The organism is Pseudomonas sp. 1 R 17, from assembly GCF_900067035.1.
Lineage (GTDB): Bacteria > Pseudomonadota > Gammaproteobacteria > Pseudomonadales > Pseudomonadaceae > Aquipseudomonas > Aquipseudomonas marginalis.
The window spans coordinates 229418-254096 of sequence record NZ_FKLB01000058.1 but is presented as its reverse complement, the minus strand read 5'-3'; the positions used below and the strand labels follow the sequence as shown (position 1 = coordinate 254096).

The window sequence follows — 24679 nt, the reverse complement described above, 5'->3', positions numbered from 1 at the left end:
AGACCGTGCTGATGTCCGAAATCCTCTGGCAACCTTCCCCCGAACGCATCCACACCACGCGAATGGACCAGTTCCGGCGCTTTATCAATGATCGCCACAGCGTGCAGCTCAGCGACTATCCGGCCCTGCACCAGTGGAGCATCGACCAGCGCCCGGACTTCTGGCAGGCGATCGTCACGTTCTTCGATGTGCAGTTTCGCAGCCCGCCCAGTGCAGTGCTGATCGAAGACGTCGAGATGCCCAGCGCCCAGTGGTTTCCCGGCGCGACCCTGAATTTTGCCGAACACCTGTTACGCCGCCGCGACGATCACCCGGCGGTGGTCGCGATCAGCGAAGACGGCCAGCGCGAACAACTGACCTACGCCGAACTGGCCGCCCACGTCGCCGGCCTGCAGGACAGCCTGCGGGCGGCCGGTGTCGGCCGCGGTGACCGGGTCGCCGCGTGCATGCCCAATACCTGGCAAACCCTGGTCGGCATGCTTGCCACCACCAGTCTCGGCGCGATCTGGTCATGCTTCTCGCCAGACTTCGGCACCCAAGGCGTCATCGACCGCTTCGGCCAGATCGAGCCCAAGGTGCTGATCACCTGCGCCGGGTACCGCTACGCCGGTAAAACCATCGACCAAAGCGCCAAGCTCAATGAAATCCTCGAACGCCTGCCGTCCCTGGAGCAATTGATCATCGTCCCGTATGCACGGCCCCAGGCCTGCGTCGAGGACTATCAGACCCAGGCCCGCGTCGCCCTCTGGAACGACTTCTACCAACCCGGCGGCGAGCCTGAATTCGTCGCGGTGCCGTTCGACCATCCGCTGTATATCCTCTATTCCAGCGGCACCACCGGCGTGCCCAAATGCATCATCCACGGCACCGGCGGCGTGCTGCTCACCCACCTCAAGGAACACGGCCTGCACGCGGACATATCCAGCGAGGACTGCCTGTTCTACTACACCACCTGCGGCTGGATGATGTGGAACTGGCTGGTCTCGGTGCTGGCCATCGGGGCCACGGCGGTGCTGTATGACGGCTCGCCGTTTCACCCCGGCCCGGAACGCTTGATCGACCTGATCGACGCGGAAAAGATCAGCGTGTTCGGCACCAGCCCCAAGTTCCTTGCCACCCTGGAAAAGGCCGGGCTGCAACCGCGCCTGAGCCACGACCTGGGCAGCCTCAAGGGCCTGATTTCGACCGGCTCGCCCTTGTCGCCCCAGAGCTACGACTACGTGTACCGCGAGATCAAGGCCGAGCTGTGCCTGTCATCGATGTCCGGTGGCACCGATATCGTCTCCTGCTTTGTGATCGGCAATCCGGTGCTGCCGGTGCGGCGCGGGGAAATGCAATGCAAGAGCCTGGCGATGGCCATCGAGGTGTGGGACGACCAGGGCCGGCCGGTGGTCGGGGGAAAAGGCGAGCTGGTGTGCACCCGGCACTTCCCGGCGATGCCCATCGGCTTGTGGAACGACCCGCACCAGAAGAAGCTGCGCGCCTCGTATTTCAGTCAGTTCCCCGGCATATGGGCCCAGGGCGACTACGCCGAGCAACGCGCCAACGGCAGCCTGCTGATTCACGGCCGCTCCGACGCGGTGCTCAACCCGGGCGGCGTGCGCATCGGCACTGCGGAGATTTATCGACAGGTGGAAAAAGTCCCGCAGGTGCTGGAAAGCCTGGCCATCGGCCAACGCTGGCAGGACGATGTGCGGGTCGTGCTGTTTGTGCGCCTGGATGACGGGATCGAACTGGATGAGGACCTGGAGCAACAGATCCGCCAGGTGATCCGCGCCAACACCACGCCGCGCCATGTGCCGGCGAAGATCCTCGCCGTCAGCGATATCCCGCGCACCATCAGCGGCAAGATCGTCGAACTGGCGGTGCGTAACGTGGTGCACGGCGAGCCGGTGAAGAATACCGACGCACTGGCCAACCCGCAGGCCCTGGAGCAATTTCGCGACCGCCCCGAACTGGCGGAAAGATGAAAGGTTTCAGCCCTGCCGCACTCATTTGAAGACAAACCCTCAATGCATGCTATTTTTCGAGGGTAGTCACCCATCGGTGTCCCACGGGATAATGGGTGTTGTCATTTTTCAAAGCGTTACGCTCAGGGCTTTTTATGAAGGGAACAACCACCGGCAGCGAAGCCGCTGCATTGATTGCGCGGCTGGACTGGGCGCACAGCCCCCTCGGTGAGGCCAATGATTGGCCGCAAAGCCTGCGCACAGCCGTGGACATCGTCATCCATTCACCGATGCCGATGCTCCTGCTGTGGGGCAGCGAACTCACCCAACTCTACAACGACGGCTTCGCCCTGCTGGCGGGCAATAAACACCCGGAGGCCATGGGCCAGCCGGCGCATCAGACCTGGCCGGAACTCGAAAGCTTCACTGCGCCGATCTACGACGCCGTGCTGAGCGGCCAGGTGCGCACCTTCAGCGAGCAGCGTTTTGTCCTGCAACGTAACAATCGCGACACCGAAATCTGGCTGGACCTGACCTACAGCCCGATCCGCGATGAACGCGCCAATGTGGCCGGCATCCTGGTCACGGCCATCGAAACCAACGAACGGCGCAAGGCCCAGCACAACACCGAACAACGCCTGCAACTGGCCCTGGCCGCCACCGATGCGGTGGGCACCTGGGACTGGGACATTGGTGAAGACCACTTTATCGCCGATGCGCACTTCGCCTACCTGCACGGGGTTGATCCAAGCGACGCCAGCCGGTTGCCGATCAGCGACTACCTGCAAGGCGTACATCCCGAAGATCGCGGCATGGTGGCGCGCAGCATCAAGCACTGCATCACCTACGGCACTGAATACGCCGAGGAATATCGCCTGCAACAAGCCGACGGCCAGGTGCGCTGGGTGTTCGCCCGGGGGCGTTGCTACAAGGATCATCAAGGCCGCCCCGCGCGCTTCCTCGGCGCGGCACTGGACCTCACCGAGCGCAAAAACACCGAGCAGGCCCTGCGCCAGAGCCAGACCGAACTGCAGTTGATCATCAACGCCATGCCGGTGCTGATCGGCTACGTCGACCACGAGCAGCGCTTTCGCCTGAACAACAGTGCCTACCTCGACTGGTACGGCATGACGCCCCAGGAGCTGTACGGCAAGACCATCCGCGAGGTGCTCGGCGACGATGTGTACGCCGGGCGCGAGGACAAGATCACCGCTGCGCTCAGGGGCAAGGCCTGCAGTTTCATGACCGTCACCCCCCATCGCGATGGCCGCCCGCGCCATGCGTTGATGAAATACCTGCCGCGCTTCAGCAATGACGGCTCGGTGAACGGTTTCTACATCTTTGTCATCGATGAAACCGAACGCAAACTCACCGAAGAAGCCCTGCGCCACCTCAACGAAAACCTCGAGGAGCGCGTGGCCCAGCGCACCCAGGCGCTGGCCGAAGCCAACGAACGCCTGCAAAACGAGATGTTCGAGCGCGAGCGCGCCGAAGATGCCCTGCGCCATGCGCAGAAGATGGAAGCGGTGGGCCAGCTCACCGGCGGTATCGCCCACGACTTCAATAATATGCTCACCGGCATCATCGGCAGCCTGGACCTGATGCAGCGCTACATCGCCGCCGGGCGCAGCGACGAGATCGGCCGCTTTACCGACGCCGCCGTGTCCTCGGCCCATCGCGCGGCCGCCCTCACCCACCGTCTGCTGGCGTTTTCGCGGCGCCAGTCGCTGGACCTTCGCCCGCTGGATCCGAACCAGTTGGTAGCGTCCCTGGAGGAGCTGTTCCAGCGCACCAAGGGCGCGCATATCACGCTCAAGGTGCAACTGGGCCGCGACATCTGGCCGGTCAACACCGACGCCAGCCAACTGGAAAACGCCCTGCTCAACCTGGTGATCAACGCACGCGACGCCATGCCCGATGGCGGCGAACTGCTGATCGAAACCGCTAACAGTTACCTGGACGGCACCGATATCACCACCCTCGAACCGGTCAGGGCCGGCGACTACGTGATGCTCGGCGTGTGTGACAACGGCAGCGGCATGGCACCGAAGATTCTCGCCAAGGCGTTCGACCCGTTCTTCACCACCAAACCCATCGGCCAGGGCACCGGCCTGGGGCTGTCGATGATCTATGGGTTTGCCCAGCAGTCCGGTGGCCACGTGACCATCCAGAGCGAACCGGGCCAGGGTACCTGCGTGCGCCTGTACCTGCCGCGCCTGCACGGCACCTCCCTGGAAAGCAGCCAGCCCGCCCATCTGGGCGAAGTCCCGCTGGCCCTTGCCGGCGAAGCGGTGGTGGTGGTCGAGGATGACCCGGCGGTGCGCATGCTGGTGGTCAATGTGCTCGACGAGTTGGGTTATACCGCACACCAGGCGGGGGATGCGCGTGCAGCGCTGCCGTTGCTGGAGTCGGACTTGCGCGTGGACCTGCTGGTGACAGACGTCGGCCTGCCCGGCATGAACGGCCGCCAACTGGCGGAGATCGCTCGCCAGCATCGGCCGGGGCTCAAGGTGCTGTTCATGACCGGCTACGCGGAGAAAGCCGCCGAACGCCAGGGCTTCCTGGAGGACGGCATGGACATGGTCGCCAAGCCGTTTTCCATCGACCTGCTGGCGACCAAAATCCGCAGCATGATCAGCGTCGATGATTCAGTTCAGGCATAATCGCGCGCCGTCGCACACCTGGTAGAGACCGATGAAAGCCCAAGCCCGCCATATCCTGGTGAAAACCAGCGAAGAAGCCGAACAACTCAAGCAGCGCATTGCCAAGGGCGAAGCCTTTGATGTGCTGGCCAAGAAGTACTCCACGTGCCCGTCCGGCAAGCGCGGCGGCGACTTGGGTGAAGTGCGGCCGGGGCAGATGGTCGGGGTGATCGATGCGGTGATCTTCAAGAAACCGGTGAAGGTGGTGCACGGGCCGATCAAGAGCAAGTTCGGGTATCACCTGGTGCAGGTGTTTTACCGGGATTGAGGCTTTGGCTTAAGACCGCTATCGGGGGCAAGCCCCCGATCCGCCGCAGGCGGCCATTCACCTACTCCCTGGGGATCAGCGCCCCCGGCACCTGGATGACCCGGCTCGCCAATCGATGCCCGGCCAAAGCAGCCTCCTGGGGCGAACCACCCTTGAGCCGACTGGCCAGGTACGCCGCACTGAACGAATCCCCCGCCGCCGTGGTGTCCACCACCTTCTCCACCTTCAGCGCCGGCACGGCAAGGCGCTCGCCGTCGCAACGGATCAAACACGCATCCGCACCGCGCTTGAGCACCACTTCCGCAATCGCCGGGTACGCCGCGAATACCTGTTCGCTGTCGGCATAACCAAACAACGCGCGTTCGTCATCCTCGGTCAGCAAGGCGATATCCACCTCGGCCAGTACGCTGCGATAAGCCTCGCGGGCAACGTCCACCGTGGCCCAGAGCCGTGGCCGGTAGTTGTTGTCAAACACCACTGCGCCGCCACGTCGGCGGGTTTCGATCAGCACTTCGAGCAAGCGCTGGCGCCCGACTTCACCCAGCACCGCCAGGGTAATGCCGCTGAAATACACCACGTTGTAGTCCGGCAATGCCGCCAGGATCGGCGCAGCCGCCGGCGTGGTAAAGCAGTCGCGCACGGCCGCTTCGTTGCGCCAGTAGAGGAATTTGCGCTCGCCGTTGGCATCGGTCTGGATGCAGTACAAGCCGGGCAAACGTCCGGGCAGGCGCTGGACCCGCTCCAGCCCCAGGCCTTCTTCGGCCCAGTGCGCACACATGGCGTCGCTGAAGCTGTCATCGCCCAAGGCGGTGACATAGTCCACCGTGCCGATATCCCCCAGCTCACGGCGCAGGTACACCGCCGCATTCAGGGTATCGCCGCCGAAGCTCTGTTGCAGGCTGCCATCGGCGCGGTGTTGCAATTCGATCATGCATTCGCCGATCAGGGCGATGCTGGGATGGGTGGTGGTCATGGCTTTACACTCAGAAACGGGTTTCCAGGGACTCGATCACCCGCAACTGCTCATCCACCAGGCAGCCGACCTGCCACTTGTCGAAGGTCAGGCAAGGGTGCGAGGTGCCGAAGGAAATGATGTCGCCGATGCGCAGCTCGACACCTGCCGCGACGGTCATGAAGGCGTGCTGGTCCATCACGGCGGTGACGGTGCAGGCGCTCACATCATCGCCTTCCGCCGGCAGGATCCCGGCGCGATAGCGTTTAAGCGGCACCGGCAAACCAGCGTCGTAGGCCACGTCGCGCTTGCCCAGGGCGATCACCGCAAACCCCGGCTCAGGCAACGATTGCACATGGGCCCAGACTTCCAGGGCCGGGCGCAGGCCTTCCTGGAGGTCGCCGCGGCGGTCGAGCACGCAGCACTGCGCCTCTTTGTAGATGCCATGGTCGTGGGCCACATAGCTGCCGGGGCGCAGCACGCTGAGGAAACGACCAGCTGCGTTTTGGGTTTCGAAGGACTCGGCGATCAGGTCGTACCAGGCCGACCCCGACGCCGTGATAATAGGCTTGGGCAGGTTGAAGGCCCCGTTGTCTTGCAGGTCCACGGCCAGGCGCACCAGGCTCGCGGCGAAGTCGCGGATGCCACTGATGGCGTGCTCGCCGTGGATCACACCTTCGTAGCCTTCGATACCGGTGAGGGCCAGGGCTGGTTGGGCCTTGATCGCCTTGGCCAGGTCGCGCACTTCCTGCTCGCTGCGGCAACCGCAACGGCCACCGACCACGCCGTATTCGATCATCACGTTGAGGCGCAGGCCACGGGCAGCGAAGAACAGGCCCAGGTCGGCGACGTTGTCCGGGTGGTCGACCATGCAGTGGAAGTCGAAATCCTTGTCGGCCAGCAGGTCGGCGATCAACGCCATGTTCGGTGCGCCCACCAACTGGTTGGCCATCAGCACCCGGCGCACGCCACCGGCATAGGCGGCGCGGGTCTGCACCGCGTTGGCCAGGGTGATGCCCCAGGCGCCCGCAGCAAGCTGGCGCTGGAACAACGCCGGCATCATGCTGGTCTTGCCGTGGGGCGCCAGTTCCGCGCCGCTGTTGCTGACGAAATCCTGCATCCAGCGAATGTTGTGCTCCAGGGCATCGCGGTGCAGCACCAGGGCGGGCAGGCCGACGTCGCGGACCAGGTGGGCACCGACGGCGGCGGCGCCCTTTTCAACGGCATTGATGGCTGACATGGAAAACTCCTATTCGTTGATGCGACGAGCCAGGTTGTTGGCGCTGTCGATCAACACCCGGCGATAGTCGTTGTAGTTTTTGCTCGCATCGGCCCGAGGGGCGACGATGCACAGCGTCGCAATGCTGATGCCCTGCGCGTCCCGGACCGGGGCGGCAAAGCAGTGGGTAAAGGTGTCGGCCACGCTGTCGAAGGAAAAGAACCCGTCGAGGGTGGCCTGGCGGATTTGCGCGAGAAAGGTCTCCAGCGGCAGGCGCTGGCCGTCCGGCAGGATAAAGTCGTCGTGGTCGATCAGGTCGATGATCTGCTGGTCGCTCAAGTGCCCCAGCAACAGGCGCCCGGAGGCGGTCCATGGGATCGGCGCGTCTTCACCGATGTCCGAGGAAATGCGGAAATGCCGCTCGCCTTCGCGCATCAGCGCCACCGTGTATTTGCGCCCGTTGAGCAGGCACATCTGCGCGGTTTCGTGGGTTTGGCTGACGATCTCCTGCAAGGCGTGGTCGGCCTCGCGGGTCAGGTCGAAATGGCGTAGATGCGCCTGGCCGAGGAAGTACAACTGACGGCCGAGGTAGACGTGACCGTCCTTGCCCACGGTTTCGAGGATGCGCCGCTCCAATAAGGAGGCGACCAATTCGTAGACCGTGGATTTGGGGCTGCCGATGCCGCTGGCAATATCATTCGGGCGCAGGGGCTGGCCGATTTCCTTGAGAAAATCGAGGATATCGAATGCACGGTCCAGGCCTTTGGCGCGGCGTTTGATGGTGTCTTCGGTCATGGCAATTTCGGTCCGGTCGAAATGGTAGGGCTGGCGCAGGTCCACTGTGGGAGGGGGCTTGCCCTAATGCCAGTCAGTTAAGCGTACATCGCCTCCTGTAGGAGCGAGCTTGCTCGCGAAAAACGTCAACGATAACGCGTGCTTCCTGAATGAACGCGGCGCCTGTGAGTTTTTCGCGAGCAAGCTCGCTCCTACAAAAAGCCTTAACCGACTGGCATTAGGGCTTGCCCCCGATGGCGGCGTGTCAATCAACACATCTGTTACTGATACACCGCTATCGGGTTCAAGCCCCCTCCCACATTTGATCTCTGGTGGGCTTAAGAGTGAGGGCAATTTAGCCCTTTTTCTTGTAGGCCACGCAATCAATCTCGACCTTGCAGTCCACCATCATGTTGGCCTGCACACAGGCCCGCGCCGGGGCGTGTTCCGGGGTGAAGTATTCGCCGAAGACCTTGTTGAAACTCCAGAAGTCCCGCGGGTCTTCCAGCCACACGCCGACCCGCACCACGTCTTTCAACTCGTAGCCGGCTTCTTCGAGGATTGCCACCACATTACGCAGGGTCTGCCGGGTTTGCTCGATGATCCCGCCGGTGATGATTTCGCCGTCCACCGCAGGCACTTGGCCCGAGACGTACAACCAACCGTCCGCTTCCACCGCGCGGGCGAAGGGACGCGGCTGGCCACCGCCGGCCGTACTGCCGGCTCCGTAACGAGTGATGCTCATAAAACGATGCTCCTGATTAAAAACGAATGTTCTTGAGAAATTCCGCCAGGCGCGGCGATTGCGGCCGCTCGAAGATGTCCTTCGACAAGCCCTGCTCTTCAATCCGGCCCTGGTTCATGAAGACGATCTTGTCCGAGACTTCATAGGCAAAGCGCATTTCGTGGGTGACCAGCAACATGGTCATGCCCTCTTCCGCCAGGCCCTTGATCACACTGAGCACCTCGCCCACCAATTCCGGGTCGAGGGCCGAAGTGACTTCGTCGAAGAGCATCAGGCTCGGGTTCATGGCAATGGCACGGGCTATCGCCACACGCTGTTGCTGGCCGCCGGACAGCTGGCCGGGGAAGTGATCGCGGCGCTGCAGAAGTCCTACACGGTCCAACCATTTTTCCGCGAGTGCCACCGCCTCGTCCTTAGGCATTTTCTTAACTTTCAACAGGCCGAGGGTGACGTTCTGCAACGCGCTCAGATGGGGAAACAGGTTGAACTGCTGGAACGCCATGCCGGTCATCGCCCGGTGCTGGGCGATCACGCGTTCGGGGTGACGCACGCGCTTGCCGCCGATGTCGCTGTAGCCAATGGACTCGCCATCCAGGGTGATCTGCCCACCCTGGAACTCTTCGAGCAGGTTGACGCAACGCAGCAAGGTGGTCTTGCCCGAGCCGCTGGAGCCGATCAACGTCACCACGTTGCCGCGCGCCATGGACAGGTCGACGCCCTTGAGCACTTCGACCTCGCCGTATTGTTTACGCAGGCCGCGGATGTCCAGCAGCGGCTCGGTTATTTGAGGTTGGTTCATGGCAAGGCCACCCGTTTTTCAATGTAGCGCCCGAATAACTCGATGGCGTAGTTGATGACAAAGAACAGAAAACCGGCGAACAGGTAGAACTCCAGGGTCATGAAGGTACGTGCGATCACCTGCTGGGTACTCAGCAGCAATTCAGCCACGCCGATCACCGAGAGCAAGGTCGAGGCCTTGACGATTTCCGTCGAGGAGTTGACCCAGGTCGGCAGGATCTGTCGCAGCGCCTGGGGCAGCAGCACGTAGGCCAGGGACTGCCGGAATGTCAGGCCAATCGCCTTGCCTGCTTCCAACTGCCCACGGGGAATGGCTTGCAGTGCACCGCGCACGATTTCCGACACGTGGGAGCCGCAAAACAGCGTGAGCCCGACGGCGCCGGCCTGGAACGCGGTGATTTTCCAGCCGAGCGCCGGCAGCATGTAGAAACACGCCAACACCAGCACAAACACCGGCGTGCCACGGATCAGGTCGACATACAGGCGAAACGGTGCGCGCATCCAGAATTTGCCGTAGGTCAGGATCAACCCGGCGACGATACCGATCAGCGTGCCAAAGACAATCGCCAGTGCCGACACCGCGACACTGGCCTGAAACCCCGCCCAGAGCGTATCCCGGGCGATCCACAACTCATGCAGCCAGCTGGGGGACTCGTACATGGACACCCTCCTTAACGACGGATCGCCAGACGCTGCTCCAGGTAACGGAGCAGCATGGCAATGAGGTAACAGGCCGCCACGTAGAGCGCGGTCGTGACCAGCCAGGTTTCAATCACCCGGTAGCTTTCGACGTTGATCTTGCGGGCGTAATAGGTCAGCTCGGGCACTGCGATGGCGGCGGCCAGGGAAGTGTCCTTGAACAGCGAAATGAAGTTGTTCGACAGCGCGGGCAGTACGTTGCGCAGCATCACTGGCACGGTGATATAGGCGCGGATCCGCCATTCGCCGAGGCCGATGGCCAGTCCGGCTTCACGCAAGCCCTTGGGAATATTCAACAGCCCGGCGCGGAACACTTCGGTCAGGTAGGCACCGGCGTACAGCGACAGGGTGATGATGAACGACGGGATCTTGTCCAGGCGGATACCCAGGCTGGGCAAGGCGAAGTAGATCAACAGGATCAGCACCAGGATCGGCGTATTGCGGATCACCGTCACATACACCGAGGCCAGGATTCGCAACGCACGATGTCTGGACAGCATGGCAAACGCCATCAACAGGCCGATCACGCAGCCGATGGCGATCGACAGCAATGCCAGTTGCAGGCCCAGGCCGAGCCCCGCCAGCAAGGTGTCGAAATCGCGCCACACGGCGGCAAAGTTCAACTGATAGTTCATGGTCAGCAGTACCTGATGGGGGCGCCGTTGGCGGCGCCCCGGTTTTCACGAATCACTTGAACTCGACGGGGAAGCCGATGGCAGGTTCCGGCAGGTCCACACCGAACCACTGCTTGAACGACGCCTTGTAGGTGGGGAATTCCACACCGGTCATGGCTTCATGCAACGCGGTGTTGACGAAGTTCAGCCAGTCCTGGTCGCCACGCTTGACCGCACACGCGTAGGTCTGCGGGCTCCAGGCATAGGCCGGGCTGCGGTAGCGGCCAGGGTTCTGCACCATCAGGTACTTGACCGAGGACTGGTCGGTGGCGGCGGCATCGGCGCGACCGGAGTTCACCGCCTGGTACATCAGGTCGACGCTGTCGTATTGGTCGACCTTGGCCTTGGGCAGCGCCTGGTGCACCAGTTCTTCGGCATACACGTTCTGCAGCACCGCCACGGTGACGCCATCGCCCGCCGCCTGCAGGTCTTCGATTTCCTTGTACTTGCTGTTGTTCGGCAGCAGCAGGCCCACGCCTTCGCGGTAGTACGGCAGCGTGAACGCCACTTGCTGGGCACGGCTGGCGGTGACGGTGATGAACTGGCAGCTCATGTCGACCTTGTCGGTCAGCAGGTTGGGAATGCGTGCGTCGGACGACTGCACCACAAACTCGACCTTGCTCGGGTCGTTGAACAAGCCCTTGGCCACAATACGGCCGATGTCGATATCAAACCCCTGCAACTTGCCATCCGCTCCCTGGAAGTGCCACGGCGCATTGGTACTGCCTGTACCCACGATCAGGTGCCCACGCTTGAGCACATCATCGAGCTTGCTGTCCGCCGCCTGCACGATGCCTGCGAGGGAAGCCGATGCGGCGAAGAGAAAAACACACGCTTTGAACACGGAAGGTCGGTGATGCATGACAAGCACTCCAGGAGTTGTGTATTCCGCTATACCGGAACATAGTATGTAACAACGGAATAGACAGCAGAAAGTGTGCCACACGCCCTCAAAGAAAAACATGCCTGCAATAAAGGCTTTTTAAATCAGATAGATAAATATTTCGGGGAGACAAGGCGCTACGCCAGCATCTGCAATCACTTTGCTACCCAGGGCCCCATATGGCGGTGACAGGTCCCTTTGGACGCACTGCGACAGCGTTACCGCGCACCGTTGCAGTGCGCGCGCAGCGTGGAAAAATCCCCACGCTGGACTAGCCTTGGCACATCCCTGCCGACAAGGACCCTGCCCTGATGAAGTCATGCCTTACCCTGGTGATGCTCACCTTGCTGGCAGCCGGCAACGCGTCGGCCAGCAACGACCGCCGCGACTGCAAGGAAGAACTGCGCAGGCTCAAGGAAGCCTTCGACACCAACTACACCAGCCAGAACCACCACGACTACCGCCGGGCCAAGGCCTCCCGGGACAATGAGGAATACCGCAAGTGCGCAAACCAGGCGCGCAAGGCCCGGGAACGGGTGGAGCGTGAGGCAGACCTGTGAAGGTTGACAGTAGACGGTGACGGTCCCCGGGCCTAGCGTTGGTAAAAAACCTGCACGGTCCAAAGGGAGATCATCATGGGGATTGCCACTGCAACCATTGCCACTACCGACGACTACCGGCGCGTGCTGAGCAGTTCGCGCCCGGTGTTCATGCTGTTCATCTCAGCTCACTGCCCGGCCTGCGGGGTAGCCGGGCCGCTGTTTGAGCAGATTGCCGCCCAGTACCGATCAGTAGTGAGCCTGGTGCTCGATTGCGCGAAAACGCCGAGGCACCCGCAGGTTACAGGCACCCCGACGCTGCTGATCTTCCAGAACGGCACCTTGATGGAAACATTCAAGGGTTTCGGACCCGAGGAGCAGCAAGCGCAGTTTGTGGAGGACACCTTCAGGCGTTATGCACGCCGCAAGGCTGCAATAACACCTGCGTCACCCGCCGCTCCTCTACCGCCGCCACCGTCAGGCGCCAGCCCTCATGCTCCAGGCTATCGCCCACCACAGGCAGGCGGTCGAGCAGGCTCATCACCAGGCCGGCCAGGGTCTGGTAGTCCTCGGTCGCGACGGCCTTGAAGCCGGTACGCTGACGAATCTGGGTGAGGTTGAGGGCGCCATTGGCACGGAAGCCCGCGCCCTCCTCGACAATATCCGGCCCTTCGATCTCACTGGCGTCCGGCAACTCACCGGCAATGGATTCAAGAATGTCGGTCATGCTCAATACGCCCATGAAGTCACCGAATTCGTTGATCACGAAGGCGATATGGGTGGATTCCTGGCGCATCTGTTCCAGGGCGTTGAGGATCGAAAAGCTCTCCAGCAGGTTGATCGCCCGGCGTGCGAGGTGCTCCAGGTTCGGCTCGTTGCCGGCCAGGTACTCCTTGAGCAATTCCTTCTTATGCACAAAGCCCAACGGTTCATCCACCGCGCCATTGCGGATCAACGGCAGGCGCGAATAGGACGAATGCATCAGCTTCAGGCGAATCGTGTCGGGGTCGTCCGCCAGGTCGATAAAGTCGACGTTGGCCCGCGGCGTCATCAAGCTGCGAATCGGCCTCTCGGCCAGTTGCAGCACACCGCTGATCATCACCCGCTCGCGTCGGTCGAACAGCGGCCCCTGGGCGGCATCCGTCTCGCCCAACAGGTCAGCCACCTCTTCCCCCACCTCCTCCACCGCCAGGCTGCGACCGCCGAGCAAGCGCATCACCGCATGGGCCGTGCGCTCACGCACCGGCAACACGCCCTGGGCCGACTTCTTGCGACGCGCGCGGGCAATCTGGTTGAACACCTCGATCAGGATCGAGAAACCAATCGCCGCGTACAGGTAGCCCTTGGGAATATGGAAACCCAGGCCTTCAGCGGTCAGGGCAAAACCGATCATCATCAGGAAGCCCAGGCACAGCATGATCACCGTCGGGTGGGCGTTGACGAAGCGTGTAAGCGGCTTGCTCGCGACGATCATCAGGCCGATGGAAATGATCACGGCGATCATCATCACCGCCAGCTCATCCACCATGCCCACGGCCGTGATCACCGCATCCAGGGAGAACACCGCGTCGAGCACCACGATCTGCGCCACAATCGGCCAGAACATCGCGTATGCCACGTTGCCGGTGCGCTGGGCCACATGGCCTTCCAGGCGTTCATGCAGTTCCATGGTGGCCTTGAACAACAGGAACACACCGCCGAACAGCATGATCAGGTCACGGCCGGAGAAGCTCTTGTCGAACACCTCGAACAGCGGCTGGGTCAGGGTTACCAACCAGGAAATACTCGCCAGCAAGCCCAGGCGCATCAGCAACGCCAGGGACAAACCGATCAAGCGCGCTCGGTCGCGCTGCTCCGGCGGCAGCTTATCCGCCAGGATCGCAATAAACACCAGGTTGTCGATGCCCAGCACCAGTTCCAGCACAATCAAGGTCAACAGGCCGAGCCAGGCCGTTGGATCCGCTAACCATTCCATTTATACAAGTCTCTCTACAGGTTTCAGAATGCCGGGCACGGCAAGGCGCGGTCAGTGGACCGGGACACGGCTGGCAGTCGGGATACGGGGTGTTTCAGCGGGAACAGCGGCGGCGGATGTCTTGGGGAAAGACGACTGGGAGGCTCCGAGAGGATGTTCATGCAGGTCCTGAAATAACAAAAGGACTTGAATCCTACAGGCGAAATACAAATTTCCTGCAACGCAAAACTATTACAAAACCTGTCTTCGAACCCCACACAAAATCATGTGGGAGACGGCTTGCCCCCGATGAGCATGAGTATTTTCAGATCCTGCCAAATCTCTGTGGTGAGCGGGCTTGCCCCGCGCTGGGCTGCGAAGCAGCCCCAAAACCAGCCTCTACAGAGTGCCTGATACACCGCGTACTTCTTTACTGGGGCTGCTTCGCAGCCCGGCGCGGGCGGTGCGACGATTCGACAAGCCCGCTCACCACAACAGCCCTGTCTGCCGGGCGTCCGGCGTTGAGCCAACGTTGTGTAGATACCCATGCCCCGACGAGGGCGTGTCAGGTTTTACGGGTTGCATCGTCCAGCGCCAGGATGGTGTGGGCATTCGTCACCGTCGTCGCCAACGTATTGATCACCCCCGACCGCAACGCCCCCAACGTCGCCGCCGCCTTGGTGTTCTCGCTGGCAATCGCCACCACGTCCGGGATGCGAAACAACTCCTGCACCGTCAACCCGATCACTCGCCCCTGGATCGCGTTGACCGCCGGCTGGCCATGGATGTCGATGAAGTCATAGCCCATCATGTCGCCCACGGTGCCGGACAAGCGTGCCTGGGCGATCTCCTGGGGCGAGAACCAGCCCATGCGCACCATATTGCTGTTTTCGCTCATGTCGCCGATGCCGATCAGCGCCATGTCAGCCCGCCGCGCACGGTCGAGGGTCGAGCGCACCGTGTCGTTGTTGATCAACACCCCGCGCAACTCCGGGTTGGCCACCAGGGCCGGGGCGTACAGGCTTTCACTCTCGCCGCCAAAGCGCAGGGCCAGGCGCCGGCAGATGTGATCGGGGTTCATGTATTCGCCGGCCTTGAGCGAACCGCCAATGGCGCAGACAAATGTGCAGTTGCGCGTCACCGGCAGGAACACGTTATCGGCCACGGCGCCGACGTTGCGGCCCATGCCCACGGCGACGATCATGCCGTCACTCAAGGTCTTGTTCAGGTAGTTGGCCACCAGGCTGGCGACCGCCGAGCGCTGGGTATCGGGGTCGCTGTGGTCCACCGCGATCAACGCGCGATCCAGCTTGAAGCGCGCCACCAAGGCCTGTTCCAGCTCGTTGTTCATCGCCGGATGCTGCAAGACGCGCACCTCGACAATACCTTCATCCCGCGCGCGCTTGAGCAATCGGCTGACTTTGGCCCGGGACAGGTCGAAGCGCTTGGCGATGGCTTCCTGAGTGACGTTCTCGAGGTAATAGAGCATCGCCACTTCAGTCATCTGATCAATATCGCTGGCCATGCGCTGGGTACTGTCACTCATGGGGACGGGCTTCCGTTTCGGCGTCAAAGGCGCATTCTCCCGACTCTTGCCCTGCTACGTCCACTATTGATGCCCATCGCGCTCGATCGCATTGATGCGCTCGACCTTGGCCCCGGAACGTGCCGCCTCGAACTCCGACTCCAGGAACGACTTGACGATGCTTTTCGCCAGTTCGGCGCCGATCACCCGCGCGCCGATAGAGAGGATCTGCGCATCGTTGCTCTTGCGCGCCCGCTCTGCCGAGTACGTGTCATGGGCCTGGGCCGCACGAATCCCGAGCACCTTGTTGGCCGAGATCGCCATGCCGATCCCCGTGCCGCACACCAGCACGCCCAGGCGCTGCTGCCCGGCGTTGATGGCGGTGGCCACGGCCAGGGCGATGTCCGGGTACAACACCGGCGCGGTGGAATGGGTGCCGAAGTCGGTCACCGGATAGCCCAGCGCCTCGATATGGCGCTTTAACAGCTCCTTGAGCTCAAAACCCGCTTCATCGCATCCGATAGCCACCGGGAAAGGTGTGTTCATGGTGTCTGGCTCCGCTGCCGTGAGGGTGCTTACGACTGATCAACTGATCACTCAATGAAATTTCTATCATTCATTTCGCAGGCGTAACCCTCTCCTGTCAAGCAGGATTTAACTGACTTGCCAGTCAAAGCGCTCTAAAAAAGGGTAATTGGCGAAAAAGATCAGAATCGCAGCATTTACATGAAAGAGATTGACTGATCAGAATTTCATTTGATACACATATGATCACAGCGAAACATGACTGTGCGACCTAATAAGAATTCACAGCACGAGGACACGCCGATGGCCACGCCATTACTGCTCCAGGCTGAACACGTCGCCAAGGCTTACGCCGGGATCCCTGCCCTGCGTGACGGGCACCTCTCTCTGCGGGCCGGCAGCGTCCACGCCCTGTGCGGCGGCAATGGCGCAGGCAAGTCGACTTTCCTGAGCATCCTGATGGGCATCACCCCGCGTGATGCCGGCAGCATTCTGCTCAACGGCACCGCCGTACAGTTCAATCGCCCCAGCGAAGCCCTCGCGGCGGGGATCGCGATGATCACCCAGGAACTGGAACCGATCCCCTACATGACCGTCGCCGAAAACATCTGGCTGGGCCGCGAACCGCGCCGCGCCGGCTGCATCGTCGACAACAAGGCCTTGAACCGCCGCACCCGCGAGCTGCTGGAAAGCCTTGAATTCGATGTCGACGCCAGCAGCCCCATGCACCGCCTGAGCGTGGCGCAGATCCAGCTGGTGGAAATCGCCAAGGCGTTCAGCCATGACTGCCAGGTGATGATCATGGACGAGCCAACGTCGGCCATTGGCGAGCGCGAAGCCGAAACCCTGTTCAAGGCGATTCGCCGCCTCACCGCGCGGGGCGCCGGCATCGTCTATGTATCGCACCGCTTGAGCGAACTGGCGCAGATCGCCGATGACTACAGCATCTTCCGCGACGGCGCCTTTGTGGAAAGCGGACGCATGGCCGATATCGACCGCGACCACCTGGTGCGCGGCATCGTTGGCCAGGAACTGACCCGCATCGACCACAAGGTCGGCCGCGAATGCGCCGCCGACACCTGCCTGCAAGTCGACAACCTCAGCCGCGCCGGTGAGTTCCACGACATCAGCCTGCAACTGCGCCAGGGTGAAATCCTCGGCATCTACGGCCTGATGGGCTCGGGGCGCAGTGAATTCCTCAACTGCATCTATGGCCTGACCGTGGCGGACTCCGGCAGCGTCACCCTGCAAGGCAAGCCCATGCCCGTGGGCCTGCCCAAGGCGACCATCAATGCCGGCATGTCGCTGGTCACCGAAGACCGCAAGGACAGCGGCCTGGTGCTTACCGGCAGCATTCTTTCCAACATTGCGCTGTCGGCCTACAAGCGCCTGTCGAGCTGGTCGCTGATCAATGCGCGCAAGGAAACCCAACTGGCCCAGGACATGGTCAAGCGCCTGCAGATCAAAACCACCTCACTGGAACTGCCGGTGGCGTCCATGAGCGGCGGCAACCAACAGAAAGTGGTGCTCGCCAAATGCCTGTCGACCGAACCGGTGTGCCTGCTGTGCGATGAGCCGACACGGGGTATCGATGAGGGCGCCAAGCAGGAGATCTACCACCTGCTGGATCAATTCGTGCGCGCCGGTGGCGCCGCCATCGTGGTGTCGTCGGAAGCCCCGGAACTGTTGCACCTGAGTGACCGCATCGCCGTCTTCAAGGGCGGCCGCCTGGTGACCATCAGCACCGACACCGCCCTTTCCCAGGAAGCCCTGTTGAGTCTTGCCTCATGAATGCCAAAACCATTGCCGCCCCCATCACCACAGCGCCACGCAACCGCCTGCGCCTGTCCCTAGACCGTTTCGGCCTGCCGCTGGTGTTTATCCTGCTGTGCGTGGTGATGGCGTTTTCCAGCGAGTACTTCATGACCTGGCGCAACTGGATGGACATCCTGCGCCAGACCTCCATCAACGGCATCCTCGCGGTGGGCATGACCTACGTGATCCTGACCAAGGGCATCGACCTTTCCGTCGGCTCGATCCTGGCCTTTGCCGGATTGTGCAGCGCCATGGTCGCGACCCAGGGCTACGGGCTGCTGGCGGCGGTGAGTGCGGGGATGTTTGCCGGGGCGATGCTCGGCGTGGTCAACGGCTTTATGGTCGCCAACCTGTCGATCCCGCCGTTCGTGGCCACTCTCGGCATGCTCAGCATTGCCCGCGGCATGACCTTCATCCTCAACGACGGCAGCCCGATCACCGACCTGCCCGACGCCTACCTGGCCCTGGGCATCGGCAAGATCGGCCCGATTGGCGTGCCGATCATCATCTTCGCCGTGGTCGCGCTGATCTTCTGGATGGTGCTGCGCTACACCACCTACGGCCGCTATGTGTACGCGGTGGGCGGCAATGAAAAAAGCGCGCGCACCTCCGGGATCGGCGTGCGCAAGGTGATGTTTTCGGTGTACGTGGTGTCCGGCCTGCTCGCCGGGTTGGCGGGCGTGGTGTTGTCGGCACGCACCACCTCCGCCCTGCCCCAGGCCGGGGTGTCCTATGAGCTGGACGCGATTGCCGCCGTGGTCATCGGCGGCACCAGCCTGTCGGGCGGCACCGGCAGCATTGTCGGCACGCTGTTCGGCGCGTTGTTGATCGGCGTGATCAACAACGGCCTGAACCTGCTCGGCGTGTCCTCCTATTACCAGCAGGTCGCCAAGGGCCTGATCATCGTGTTTGCAGTACTGATCGACGTGTGGCGCAAGAAAAAACGCTAGAGAACGACCACTACAACAATAACCGGAGTTCCCCCCATGAAACTTGGTACCACCCTGGCCGCCGCGGCGGCTCTCTCCCTGCTCGCCGGCAGTATCGCAATGGCCGCCGATGGCAAGACCTACAAGGTCGGCGCGGCCGTCTATGGCCTCAAGGGCCAGTTCATGCAGAACTGGGTCCGCGAGCTCAAGGAGCACCCGGCGGTCAAGGACGGCACCGTGCAGTTGACGGTGTTCGACGGCAACTACGACGCCCTGACCCAGAACAATCAGATCGAAAACATGGTGACCCAGCGCTACGACGCGATCCTGTTCGTGCCGATCGACACCAAGGCCGGCGTCGGCACCGTCAAGCAAGCCATGAGCAACGACGTGGTGGTTATCGCCTCCAACACCAAGGTCGCCGACGCCTCGGTGCCCTACGTCGGTAACGATGATGTGGAAGGCGGCCGCCTGCAGGCCCAGGCCATGGTCGACAAGCTCAACGGCAAGGGCAACGTAGTGATCATCCAGGGCCCGATTGGCCAGTCGGCGCAGATCGACCGCGAAAAAGGCGAGCTGGAAGTGCTGGGCAAGCACCCTGGCATCAAGATCATCGAGAAAAAGACCGCCAATTGGGACCGCGCCCAGGCCCTGGCGCTGACCGAAGACTGGTTGAACGCCCACCCCAAAGGCATCAACGGCGTGATCGCGCAGAACGACGACATGGCCCTCGGCGCCGTGCAGGCCCTCAAATCCCACGGCCTGACCTCCAAGGATGTGCCCGTCACGTCCATCGACGGCATGCCGGACGCGATCCAGGCGGCGAAGAAAGACGAAGTCACCACCTTCCTCCAGGACGCCCAGGCCCAGTCCCAGGGCGCACTGGACGTGGCGTTGCGCGCACTCGCCGGCAAGGACTACAAGCCGCAGTCGGTGATCTGGGAGCGCTATGCCAAGGACGTGAAATGGGGCGATGGCACGGCCAAGACCTACATCCTGCCGTGGGTGCCCGTGACTAACGCCAACGCCGATGCGCTGTACAAACAAGTCAGTGGCGGTAAGTAGTCATTGGCTTGAAATACAGTCAAGTGTGGGAGAGAGCTTGCCCCCTCCCACATTGGATCTCGATCGTTATTGAAAGAGGAGTCATGCATGTCTGGATTCTGGAACCAAGCCTTCGACCTCAACGGCCGTTGCGCGGTGATCACCGGCGGCGCCGCCGGTATCGGCCTGGCCTGTGCCAGCCTGCTGGTGGAGCGCGGCGCCCGCGTGGCTTTGCTCGACCGCGACCCGGCGGTGGTTGAAGTGGCAGCGGGCCTGGGTGCCGGGCATCTGGGCATTGCCGTCGACCTCAGCCAGATCAACCAGGTGCAACACACCATCGACCAGGTCTTCGCACACTTCCAACGCCTGGATTACCTGATCAACAGCGCCGGCGTGGCCCTGCTGGACAAGGCCGTCGATGTCAGCGAAAGCGCCTGGGACACCACCTTGGACATCAACCTCAAGGCCAGCTTTTTCGTGGCCCAGGCCTGCGCCCGGCACATGCTCGCCCAGGGCAGCGGGCGCATCGTCAACCTCGCGTCCCAGGCCGCGGTGATCGGCCTCGACCGCCACGTCGCCTACTGCGCCAGCAAGGCGGCCATCGTCGGCATGACCAAGGTATTGGCCATGGAATGGGCGCCGCACATCAATGTCAACGCCATTTCCCCCACCATCGTCGAGACCGCGCTGGGCAAGAAGGCCTGGGCCGGTGAAGTCGGCGAACGGGCCAAATTGCAGATCCCGGCGGGCCGCTTTGCGCAGCCGGAGGAAATCGCCGGGCTGGCGCTGTACCTGCTCAGCGATGCCGCGCAGATGATCACCGGCGCCAACCTGGTGATCGACGGCGGCTACAGCATTCAGTAATTCATTTATCTGTCGTGAGGTTTTGTCATGTCCACTGTCACCGAACGCACACCCGAACAACTCTCGCCGGCCATCCCGAAAACCATGCAGGCCGTGGTTTGCCACGGCCCGGAAGACTATCGCCTGGAAACCGTCGACGTACCCACGCCCGGCCCCGATGAGATCCTCACCAAGGTCGAGTTGTGCGGCATTTGCATGGGCGACATCAAGACCTATCGCGGCGCGCCGTCGTTCTGGGGCGATGCCGAGCAACCGCGCTACGTCAAGCCGCCGATGATCCCCGGCCATGAGTTCGTGTGTCGCGTGGTGGCCCTGGGCCCGGGCGCGGAAAAGCGCGGCGTGAAGGTCGGTGACCGGGTGATCTCGGAGCAGATCGTGCCGTGCTGGGGCTGTCGCTTCTGCAACCACGGCCAGTACTGGATGTGCCAGAAACACGACCTCTATGGTTTCCAGAACAATGTGCAGGGTGCCATGGCCCAGTACATGATCTTCACCAAGGAAGGCATCATTCACAAAGTGCCGGAATCCATCGCCCCCGACGAAGCGATCCTGATCGAACCCCTGGCCTGCTCACTGCATGCGGCGGAACGCGCCAACGTCGACCATGACGACATTGTGGTGGTCGCCGGCGCCGGCACCCTGGGCCTGGGCATCATCGGCGCCGTGCGTTTGCGCAACCCGAAAAAACTCATCGTGCTCGACATGAAACCCGAACGCGCCGCCCTCGCCCTGCGCATGGGCGCCGACGAAGTGTGGAACCCGGCCGAAGTGGACGTACTGGCCAACATCCGCGCGATCACCGACGGCTATGGCTGCGACATCTATATCGAGGCCACCGGGCACCACAAGGCGGTGAACCAGGGCCTGGCGATGCTGCGCAAGCTGGGGCGCTTCGTGGAGTTCAGCGTATTCAACGACGAGGCCACGGTGGACTGGTCGATCATCGGCGACCGCAAGGAACTGGACATCCTCGGCTCGCACCTGGGGCCGTACATGTACCCGCGGGCCATCGACTTTATCGGCAACCGCAAGATCGATATGCGCGATGTAGTCACCCACAAGTTCGCCCTGGCGGACTTCAAGGAAGCGTTTGCGGTGATGGAACGTGGCGACAAGTCGCTCAAGGTTGTACTCGAACCCTAGGAACACACAACCGCTTTACTGCAGGAGCCGAGCTTGCTCGCGAAGGTCGACAATGATAACGCGGGGCTTCTGGATAAACGCGGTGTCTTCACGCTTTTCGCGAGTAAGCTCGCTCCTACAAAAAGAACACAGGAACCCGCGTTATGAATCGAGTCATCAACGATCCGGACCAAGTGGTCGAGGACATGCTGCGCGGCATCCTGGTCGCGCACCCCGAACTGCGCCAGTACGAAAGCAACCCACGGGTGATCGTCAAGGCCAGGCCTTCCGGGCCAGGGCGTGTCGGCATTGTCACGGGGGGCGGCTCCGGCCATGAGCCGGCCTTTCTCGGCTATGTCGGCCCCGGCCTGGTCGACGCGGTGGCCGTCGGCGAGATTTTCTCCTCGCCCACCGCCAAGAGCTTTTTCGACGCCTTCCGCGCTGCCGACCATGGCGCCGGCGTGGCCTGCCTGTACGGCAACTATGCCGGCGACAATATGAACGTGAAGCTGGCGATGAAAATGGCCGCCAGCAAAGACATGCGCATCCGCACCGTGGTCGCCAACGACGACGTGGCCTCCGCGCCCAAGGCCGAGATCGCCAAACGTCGAGGCGTGGCCGGGGAAATCTTCATGTGGAAGATCGGCGGTGCCGCAGCCGCCCAGCACTACGACCTCGACGGCGTGATTCGCGTCGCGCAGAAAACCGTCGACCAGTGCCGCTCGATTGGCATCGGCCTCACGCCCTGCACCATTGCCGCCGTGGGCAAGCCCAACTTCCAGATCCCCGACGGCCAGATGGAACTGGGCATCGGCCATCACGGCGAACCAGGCATTGAGGTCATCCCGATCGAATCCGCCGCCGCCATGGCCGAGCGCATGCTCGCGCCGATCCTCGCCGACCGCGACTTCAGCCAGGATGACAGCGTGGTGGTGCTGGTCTCCGGTCTTGGCGCCACGCCGGTGATGGAGCTGTATATTTTCTATGCCGAGGTCGAACGCCAACTCAAGGCCAAGGGCTTGAAGATTCACCGCTGCTACGTCGGCAACTACTTCACCTCCCTGGAAATGATGGGCGTGACCCTGACCCTGCTCGGCCTCGACGCCGAGCTGAAAACCCTGATCGACCAACCCTGCCGCTCCATCGGCATGACCCAGGCGGACTGAACCATGAGCCAGCATTTTTCCAGCCACCACGGCAGCGCCATCGTCACCGACCTGGTCAGCGTGATCGTGGCCAACCGTGAATACCTCAGCGAAGTCGACGGCGCGATTGGCGACGGCGACCATGGCATCAACATGGCCAAGGGCTTCGCCCATTGCGGGCGCACGATCGAAGGTCGCCAACTGACCCTCGCCGAAGCCCTGGATGAACTGACCCTGAGCCTGATGGAAGGCATCGGCGGCTCCATGGGGCCGTTGTATGGCAGCCTGTTTATCGGCATGGCCGACGAAGTGCGTGGCCGTGACGACATCGACGCGGCCACCTTCGCCCACCTGTTGCGCGGCGGCCTGACCTCGTTGCAGGACATCACCGAAGCGGGCGTGGGCGACAAGTGCCTGATGGACACATTGATCCCGGCGGTGGAAGCCTTCGAGCGCGCGCACGCCTCGGGGGCGTCCTTCAGTGATGCACTGGAGGCGATGAAAACCGCCGCCTCCCAGGGGCGCGACTCCACCAAGGACCTGGTGGCGAAGATCGGCCGCGCCAGTCGCCTGGGCGAGCGCTCACTCGGCGTGCTGGATGCGGGGGCGGTGTCGTGCTGCCTGATCCTTACGCGCCTGGCGGATTCGGTGCAGCCGCGCCTGAGTGCTTGACCTGCTGGATATACCGCGCCACCGCCGGCGCTTTCTCGAAGCGCCGGTGAATCAGCGACAGCCACGAGGATGCATCGTAGCCCTGAATGCTGCGGTACACCACGCCCGGCAACTGCACATGCCCGACCATTGACGCGGGCACCACCGCCACGCCCTGCCCCATCGACACCAGCGCCACTACCGCGACCAGCCCGCCCGGCTGTGGCCCCAGGCGCGGAGCATAACCGCCTTGCGCGGCGACATGCAGGGTGCCGCTGATTTGCTCCGGCAGGATAAATGTCTCGTTTTGCAGGTGTTCGCAGCCTATGGCCGCGAGCCCCAACAGCCAGGAATCCTGGGGCAGCGCCAGGACAAAACCTTCGCCGTCCAGGCGCACCGCCTCCACCCCCTCGGGCAAGGTCATCGGCGAGCGGATGTAGCCGATGTCATAGCGCCCGTCCGCCACCGCACTCGGCAGCGTGGCCATGGCGCATTCGCGCACCGTCACGCTGACGTCGGGAAATGCCTGGCCGAACGCACGCATCTGCCGCTGCAACAGCCCGGCGTACAGCGCCGAAGCCACGTAACCCAATTCGATATGGCCGATCTCGCCACGCCCGGCACGCTGGGCATGGCGTTGGGCGAATTCAAACTGGCGCACGGTGGCTTCGGCCTCGACCAGCAAGGCGGCGCCGGCTTCGGTGAGGCTGACTTCGCGTTGCCGGCGGATAAACAAGCGCGTGCCCAGGCTGGTTTCCATGTCCTGGATCTGCCGGCTCAGGGTCGGTGGCGCAATGCCCAATTGCTCGGCGGCACGGGTGAAGTTGCGCTGCCGGGCCACGGCGAGGAAGTAGCGAAAATGGCGGATATCCATAACAGGGTTAGCTCAAAGGTAATGAAGTG

At 62.5% G+C, this 24679-nt stretch carries 23 protein-coding genes and 1 pseudogene; 12 read left to right on the top strand and 12 right to left on the bottom strand.

Annotated elements, in window-relative coordinates:
* Positions 1 to 11: 11 nt before the first annotated feature.
* The 3 genes from BFP99_RS22105 (at position 12) to BFP99_RS22095 (ending at position 4919) form a co-directional block, all read left to right on the top strand.
* Entirely contained in the window at positions 12 to 1970 is a 1959-nt protein-coding gene (locus BFP99_RS22105) for an acetoacetate--CoA ligase (protein WP_065948196.1), read from the top strand.
* A gap of 134 nt (positions 1971 to 2104) precedes the next feature.
* On the top strand, positions 2105 to 4612 hold the full coding sequence (locus BFP99_RS22100; protein ID WP_065948195.1) for a PAS domain-containing protein: 2508 nt from the start codon (positions 2105 to 2107) through the stop codon (positions 4610 to 4612).
* 31 nt (positions 4613 to 4643) lie between these two features.
* A complete protein-coding gene (locus BFP99_RS22095; RefSeq protein ID WP_010564624.1) occupies positions 4644 to 4919 on the top strand; it encodes a peptidylprolyl isomerase in 276 nt (91 codons plus the stop codon).
* 61 nt (positions 4920 to 4980) lie between these two features.
* On the opposite strand, the gene BFP99_RS22090 is transcribed toward BFP99_RS22095, so the two are convergent.
* The 8 genes from BFP99_RS22090 to BFP99_RS22055 all read right to left on the bottom strand — a co-directional run bounded on the left by BFP99_RS22090 (position 4981) and on the right by BFP99_RS22055 (position 11642).
* On the bottom strand, positions 4981 to 5892 hold the full coding sequence (locus BFP99_RS22090; RefSeq protein ID WP_065927164.1) for a sugar kinase: 912 nt from the start codon (positions 5890 to 5892) through the stop codon (positions 4981 to 4983).
* A 10-nt stretch (positions 5893 to 5902) separates the two neighbouring features.
* Positions 5903 to 7111 carry an amino acid deaminase gene (locus BFP99_RS22085; RefSeq protein WP_065948194.1) on the bottom strand — a complete coding sequence of 403 codons (1209 nt, stop codon included), beginning with the start codon at positions 7109 to 7111 and terminating at the stop codon, positions 5903 to 5905.
* Positions 7112 to 7120: 9 nt separating this feature from the next.
* A complete protein-coding gene (locus BFP99_RS22080; RefSeq protein WP_065927191.1) occupies positions 7121 to 7885 on the bottom strand; it encodes an IclR family transcriptional regulator in 765 nt (254 codons plus the stop codon).
* A 334-nt stretch (positions 7886 to 8219) separates the two neighbouring features.
* Positions 8220 to 8609: a RidA family protein gene (locus BFP99_RS22075; protein ID WP_012723821.1), complete on the bottom strand. Its 390-nt coding sequence runs from the start codon at positions 8607 to 8609 to the stop codon at positions 8220 to 8222.
* A 16-nt stretch (positions 8610 to 8625) separates the two neighbouring features.
* The gene (locus tag BFP99_RS22070) at positions 8626 to 9408 is read right to left on the bottom strand and encodes an amino acid ABC transporter ATP-binding protein (RefSeq protein ID WP_065948193.1); all 783 of its coding nucleotides are present in this window, start codon (positions 9406 to 9408) and stop codon (positions 8626 to 8628) included.
* Positions 9405 to 10067, bottom strand: coding sequence for an amino acid ABC transporter permease (locus tag BFP99_RS22065; RefSeq protein WP_065927167.1), 663 nt, complete (start codon positions 10065 to 10067; stop codon positions 9405 to 9407). Before BFP99_RS22065 ends, BFP99_RS22070 begins: the two co-directional genes overlap by 4 nt.
* Positions 10068 to 10078: 11 nt before the next feature.
* Positions 10079 to 10741, bottom strand: coding sequence for an amino acid ABC transporter permease (locus BFP99_RS22060; protein WP_027608632.1), 663 nt, complete (start codon positions 10739 to 10741; stop codon positions 10079 to 10081).
* A gap of 52 nt (positions 10742 to 10793) precedes the next feature.
* Positions 10794 to 11642 carry a transporter substrate-binding domain-containing protein gene (locus tag BFP99_RS22055; RefSeq protein WP_027608633.1) on the bottom strand — a complete coding sequence of 283 codons (849 nt, stop codon included), beginning with the start codon at positions 11640 to 11642 and terminating at the stop codon, positions 10794 to 10796.
* A gap of 332 nt (positions 11643 to 11974) precedes the next feature.
* Between BFP99_RS22055 and BFP99_RS22050 the strand changes: the two genes are divergently transcribed.
* Positions 11975 to 12223, top strand: coding sequence for a hypothetical protein (locus tag BFP99_RS22050; protein WP_065927168.1), 249 nt, complete (start codon positions 11975 to 11977; stop codon positions 12221 to 12223).
* 75 nt (positions 12224 to 12298) lie between these two features.
* A pseudogene (locus tag BFP99_RS32360) lies at positions 12299 to 12589 on the top strand (thioredoxin family protein); the annotation flags it as partial.
* 19 nt (positions 12590 to 12608) lie between these two features.
* Here BFP99_RS32360 and BFP99_RS22045 read toward each other — a convergent pair.
* The 3 genes from BFP99_RS22045 to rpiB form a co-directional block, all read right to left on the bottom strand.
* Positions 12609 to 14177 (bottom strand): TerC family protein, encoded by a 1569-nt coding sequence (locus BFP99_RS22045; RefSeq protein ID WP_027608635.1) that lies wholly within the window; start codon positions 14175 to 14177, stop codon positions 12609 to 12611.
* A 544-nt stretch (positions 14178 to 14721) separates the two neighbouring features.
* Positions 14722 to 15702: a sugar-binding transcriptional regulator gene (locus BFP99_RS22040; protein ID WP_027608636.1), complete on the bottom strand. Its 981-nt coding sequence runs from the start codon at positions 15700 to 15702 to the stop codon at positions 14722 to 14724.
* A 63-nt stretch (positions 15703 to 15765) separates the two neighbouring features.
* Positions 15766 to 16227: a ribose 5-phosphate isomerase B gene (gene rpiB / locus BFP99_RS22035; RefSeq protein ID WP_016969738.1), complete on the bottom strand. Its 462-nt coding sequence runs from the start codon at positions 16225 to 16227 to the stop codon at positions 15766 to 15768.
* A gap of 282 nt (positions 16228 to 16509) precedes the next feature.
* On the opposite strand from rpiB, the gene BFP99_RS22030 reads away from it, so the two are divergent.
* From BFP99_RS22030 to dhaL, 7 genes are all read left to right on the top strand, one after another.
* Entirely contained in the window at positions 16510 to 17997 is a 1488-nt protein-coding gene (locus tag BFP99_RS22030; protein WP_065948192.1) for a sugar ABC transporter ATP-binding protein, read from the top strand.
* Positions 17994 to 18971: an ABC transporter permease gene (locus tag BFP99_RS22025; RefSeq protein WP_027608638.1), complete on the top strand. Its 978-nt coding sequence runs from the start codon at positions 17994 to 17996 to the stop codon at positions 18969 to 18971. Before BFP99_RS22030 ends, BFP99_RS22025 begins: the two co-directional genes overlap by 4 nt.
* Positions 18972 to 19007: 36 nt before the next feature.
* On the top strand, positions 19008 to 20015 hold the full coding sequence (locus BFP99_RS22020; protein WP_027608639.1) for a substrate-binding domain-containing protein: 1008 nt from the start codon (positions 19008 to 19010) through the stop codon (positions 20013 to 20015).
* Positions 20016 to 20102: 87 nt separating this feature from the next.
* The gene (locus tag BFP99_RS22015; RefSeq protein ID WP_065927170.1) at positions 20103 to 20858 is read left to right on the top strand and encodes an SDR family oxidoreductase; all 756 of its coding nucleotides are present in this window, start codon (positions 20103 to 20105) and stop codon (positions 20856 to 20858) included.
* Positions 20859 to 20885: 27 nt separating this feature from the next.
* Entirely contained in the window at positions 20886 to 22001 is a 1116-nt protein-coding gene (locus BFP99_RS22010) for an MDR/zinc-dependent alcohol dehydrogenase-like family protein (RefSeq protein ID WP_065948191.1), read from the top strand.
* 143 nt (positions 22002 to 22144) lie between these two features.
* Complete coding sequence (locus tag BFP99_RS22005) at positions 22145 to 23146, top strand: dihydroxyacetone kinase subunit DhaK (protein WP_065948190.1); 1002 nt, start codon at positions 22145 to 22147, stop codon at positions 23144 to 23146.
* Positions 23147 to 23149: 3 nt separating this feature from the next.
* The gene (dhaL, locus tag BFP99_RS22000) at positions 23150 to 23797 is read left to right on the top strand and encodes a dihydroxyacetone kinase subunit DhaL (RefSeq protein WP_065927173.1); all 648 of its coding nucleotides are present in this window, start codon (positions 23150 to 23152) and stop codon (positions 23795 to 23797) included.
* On the opposite strand, the gene BFP99_RS21995 is transcribed toward dhaL, so the two are convergent.
* Complete coding sequence (locus tag BFP99_RS21995) at positions 23754 to 24650, bottom strand: LysR substrate-binding domain-containing protein (protein WP_065948189.1); 897 nt, start codon at positions 24648 to 24650, stop codon at positions 23754 to 23756. The two genes, dhaL and BFP99_RS21995, sit on opposite strands and share 44 nt — an antisense overlap.
* Between the last annotated feature and the right edge of the window lie 29 nt (positions 24651 to 24679).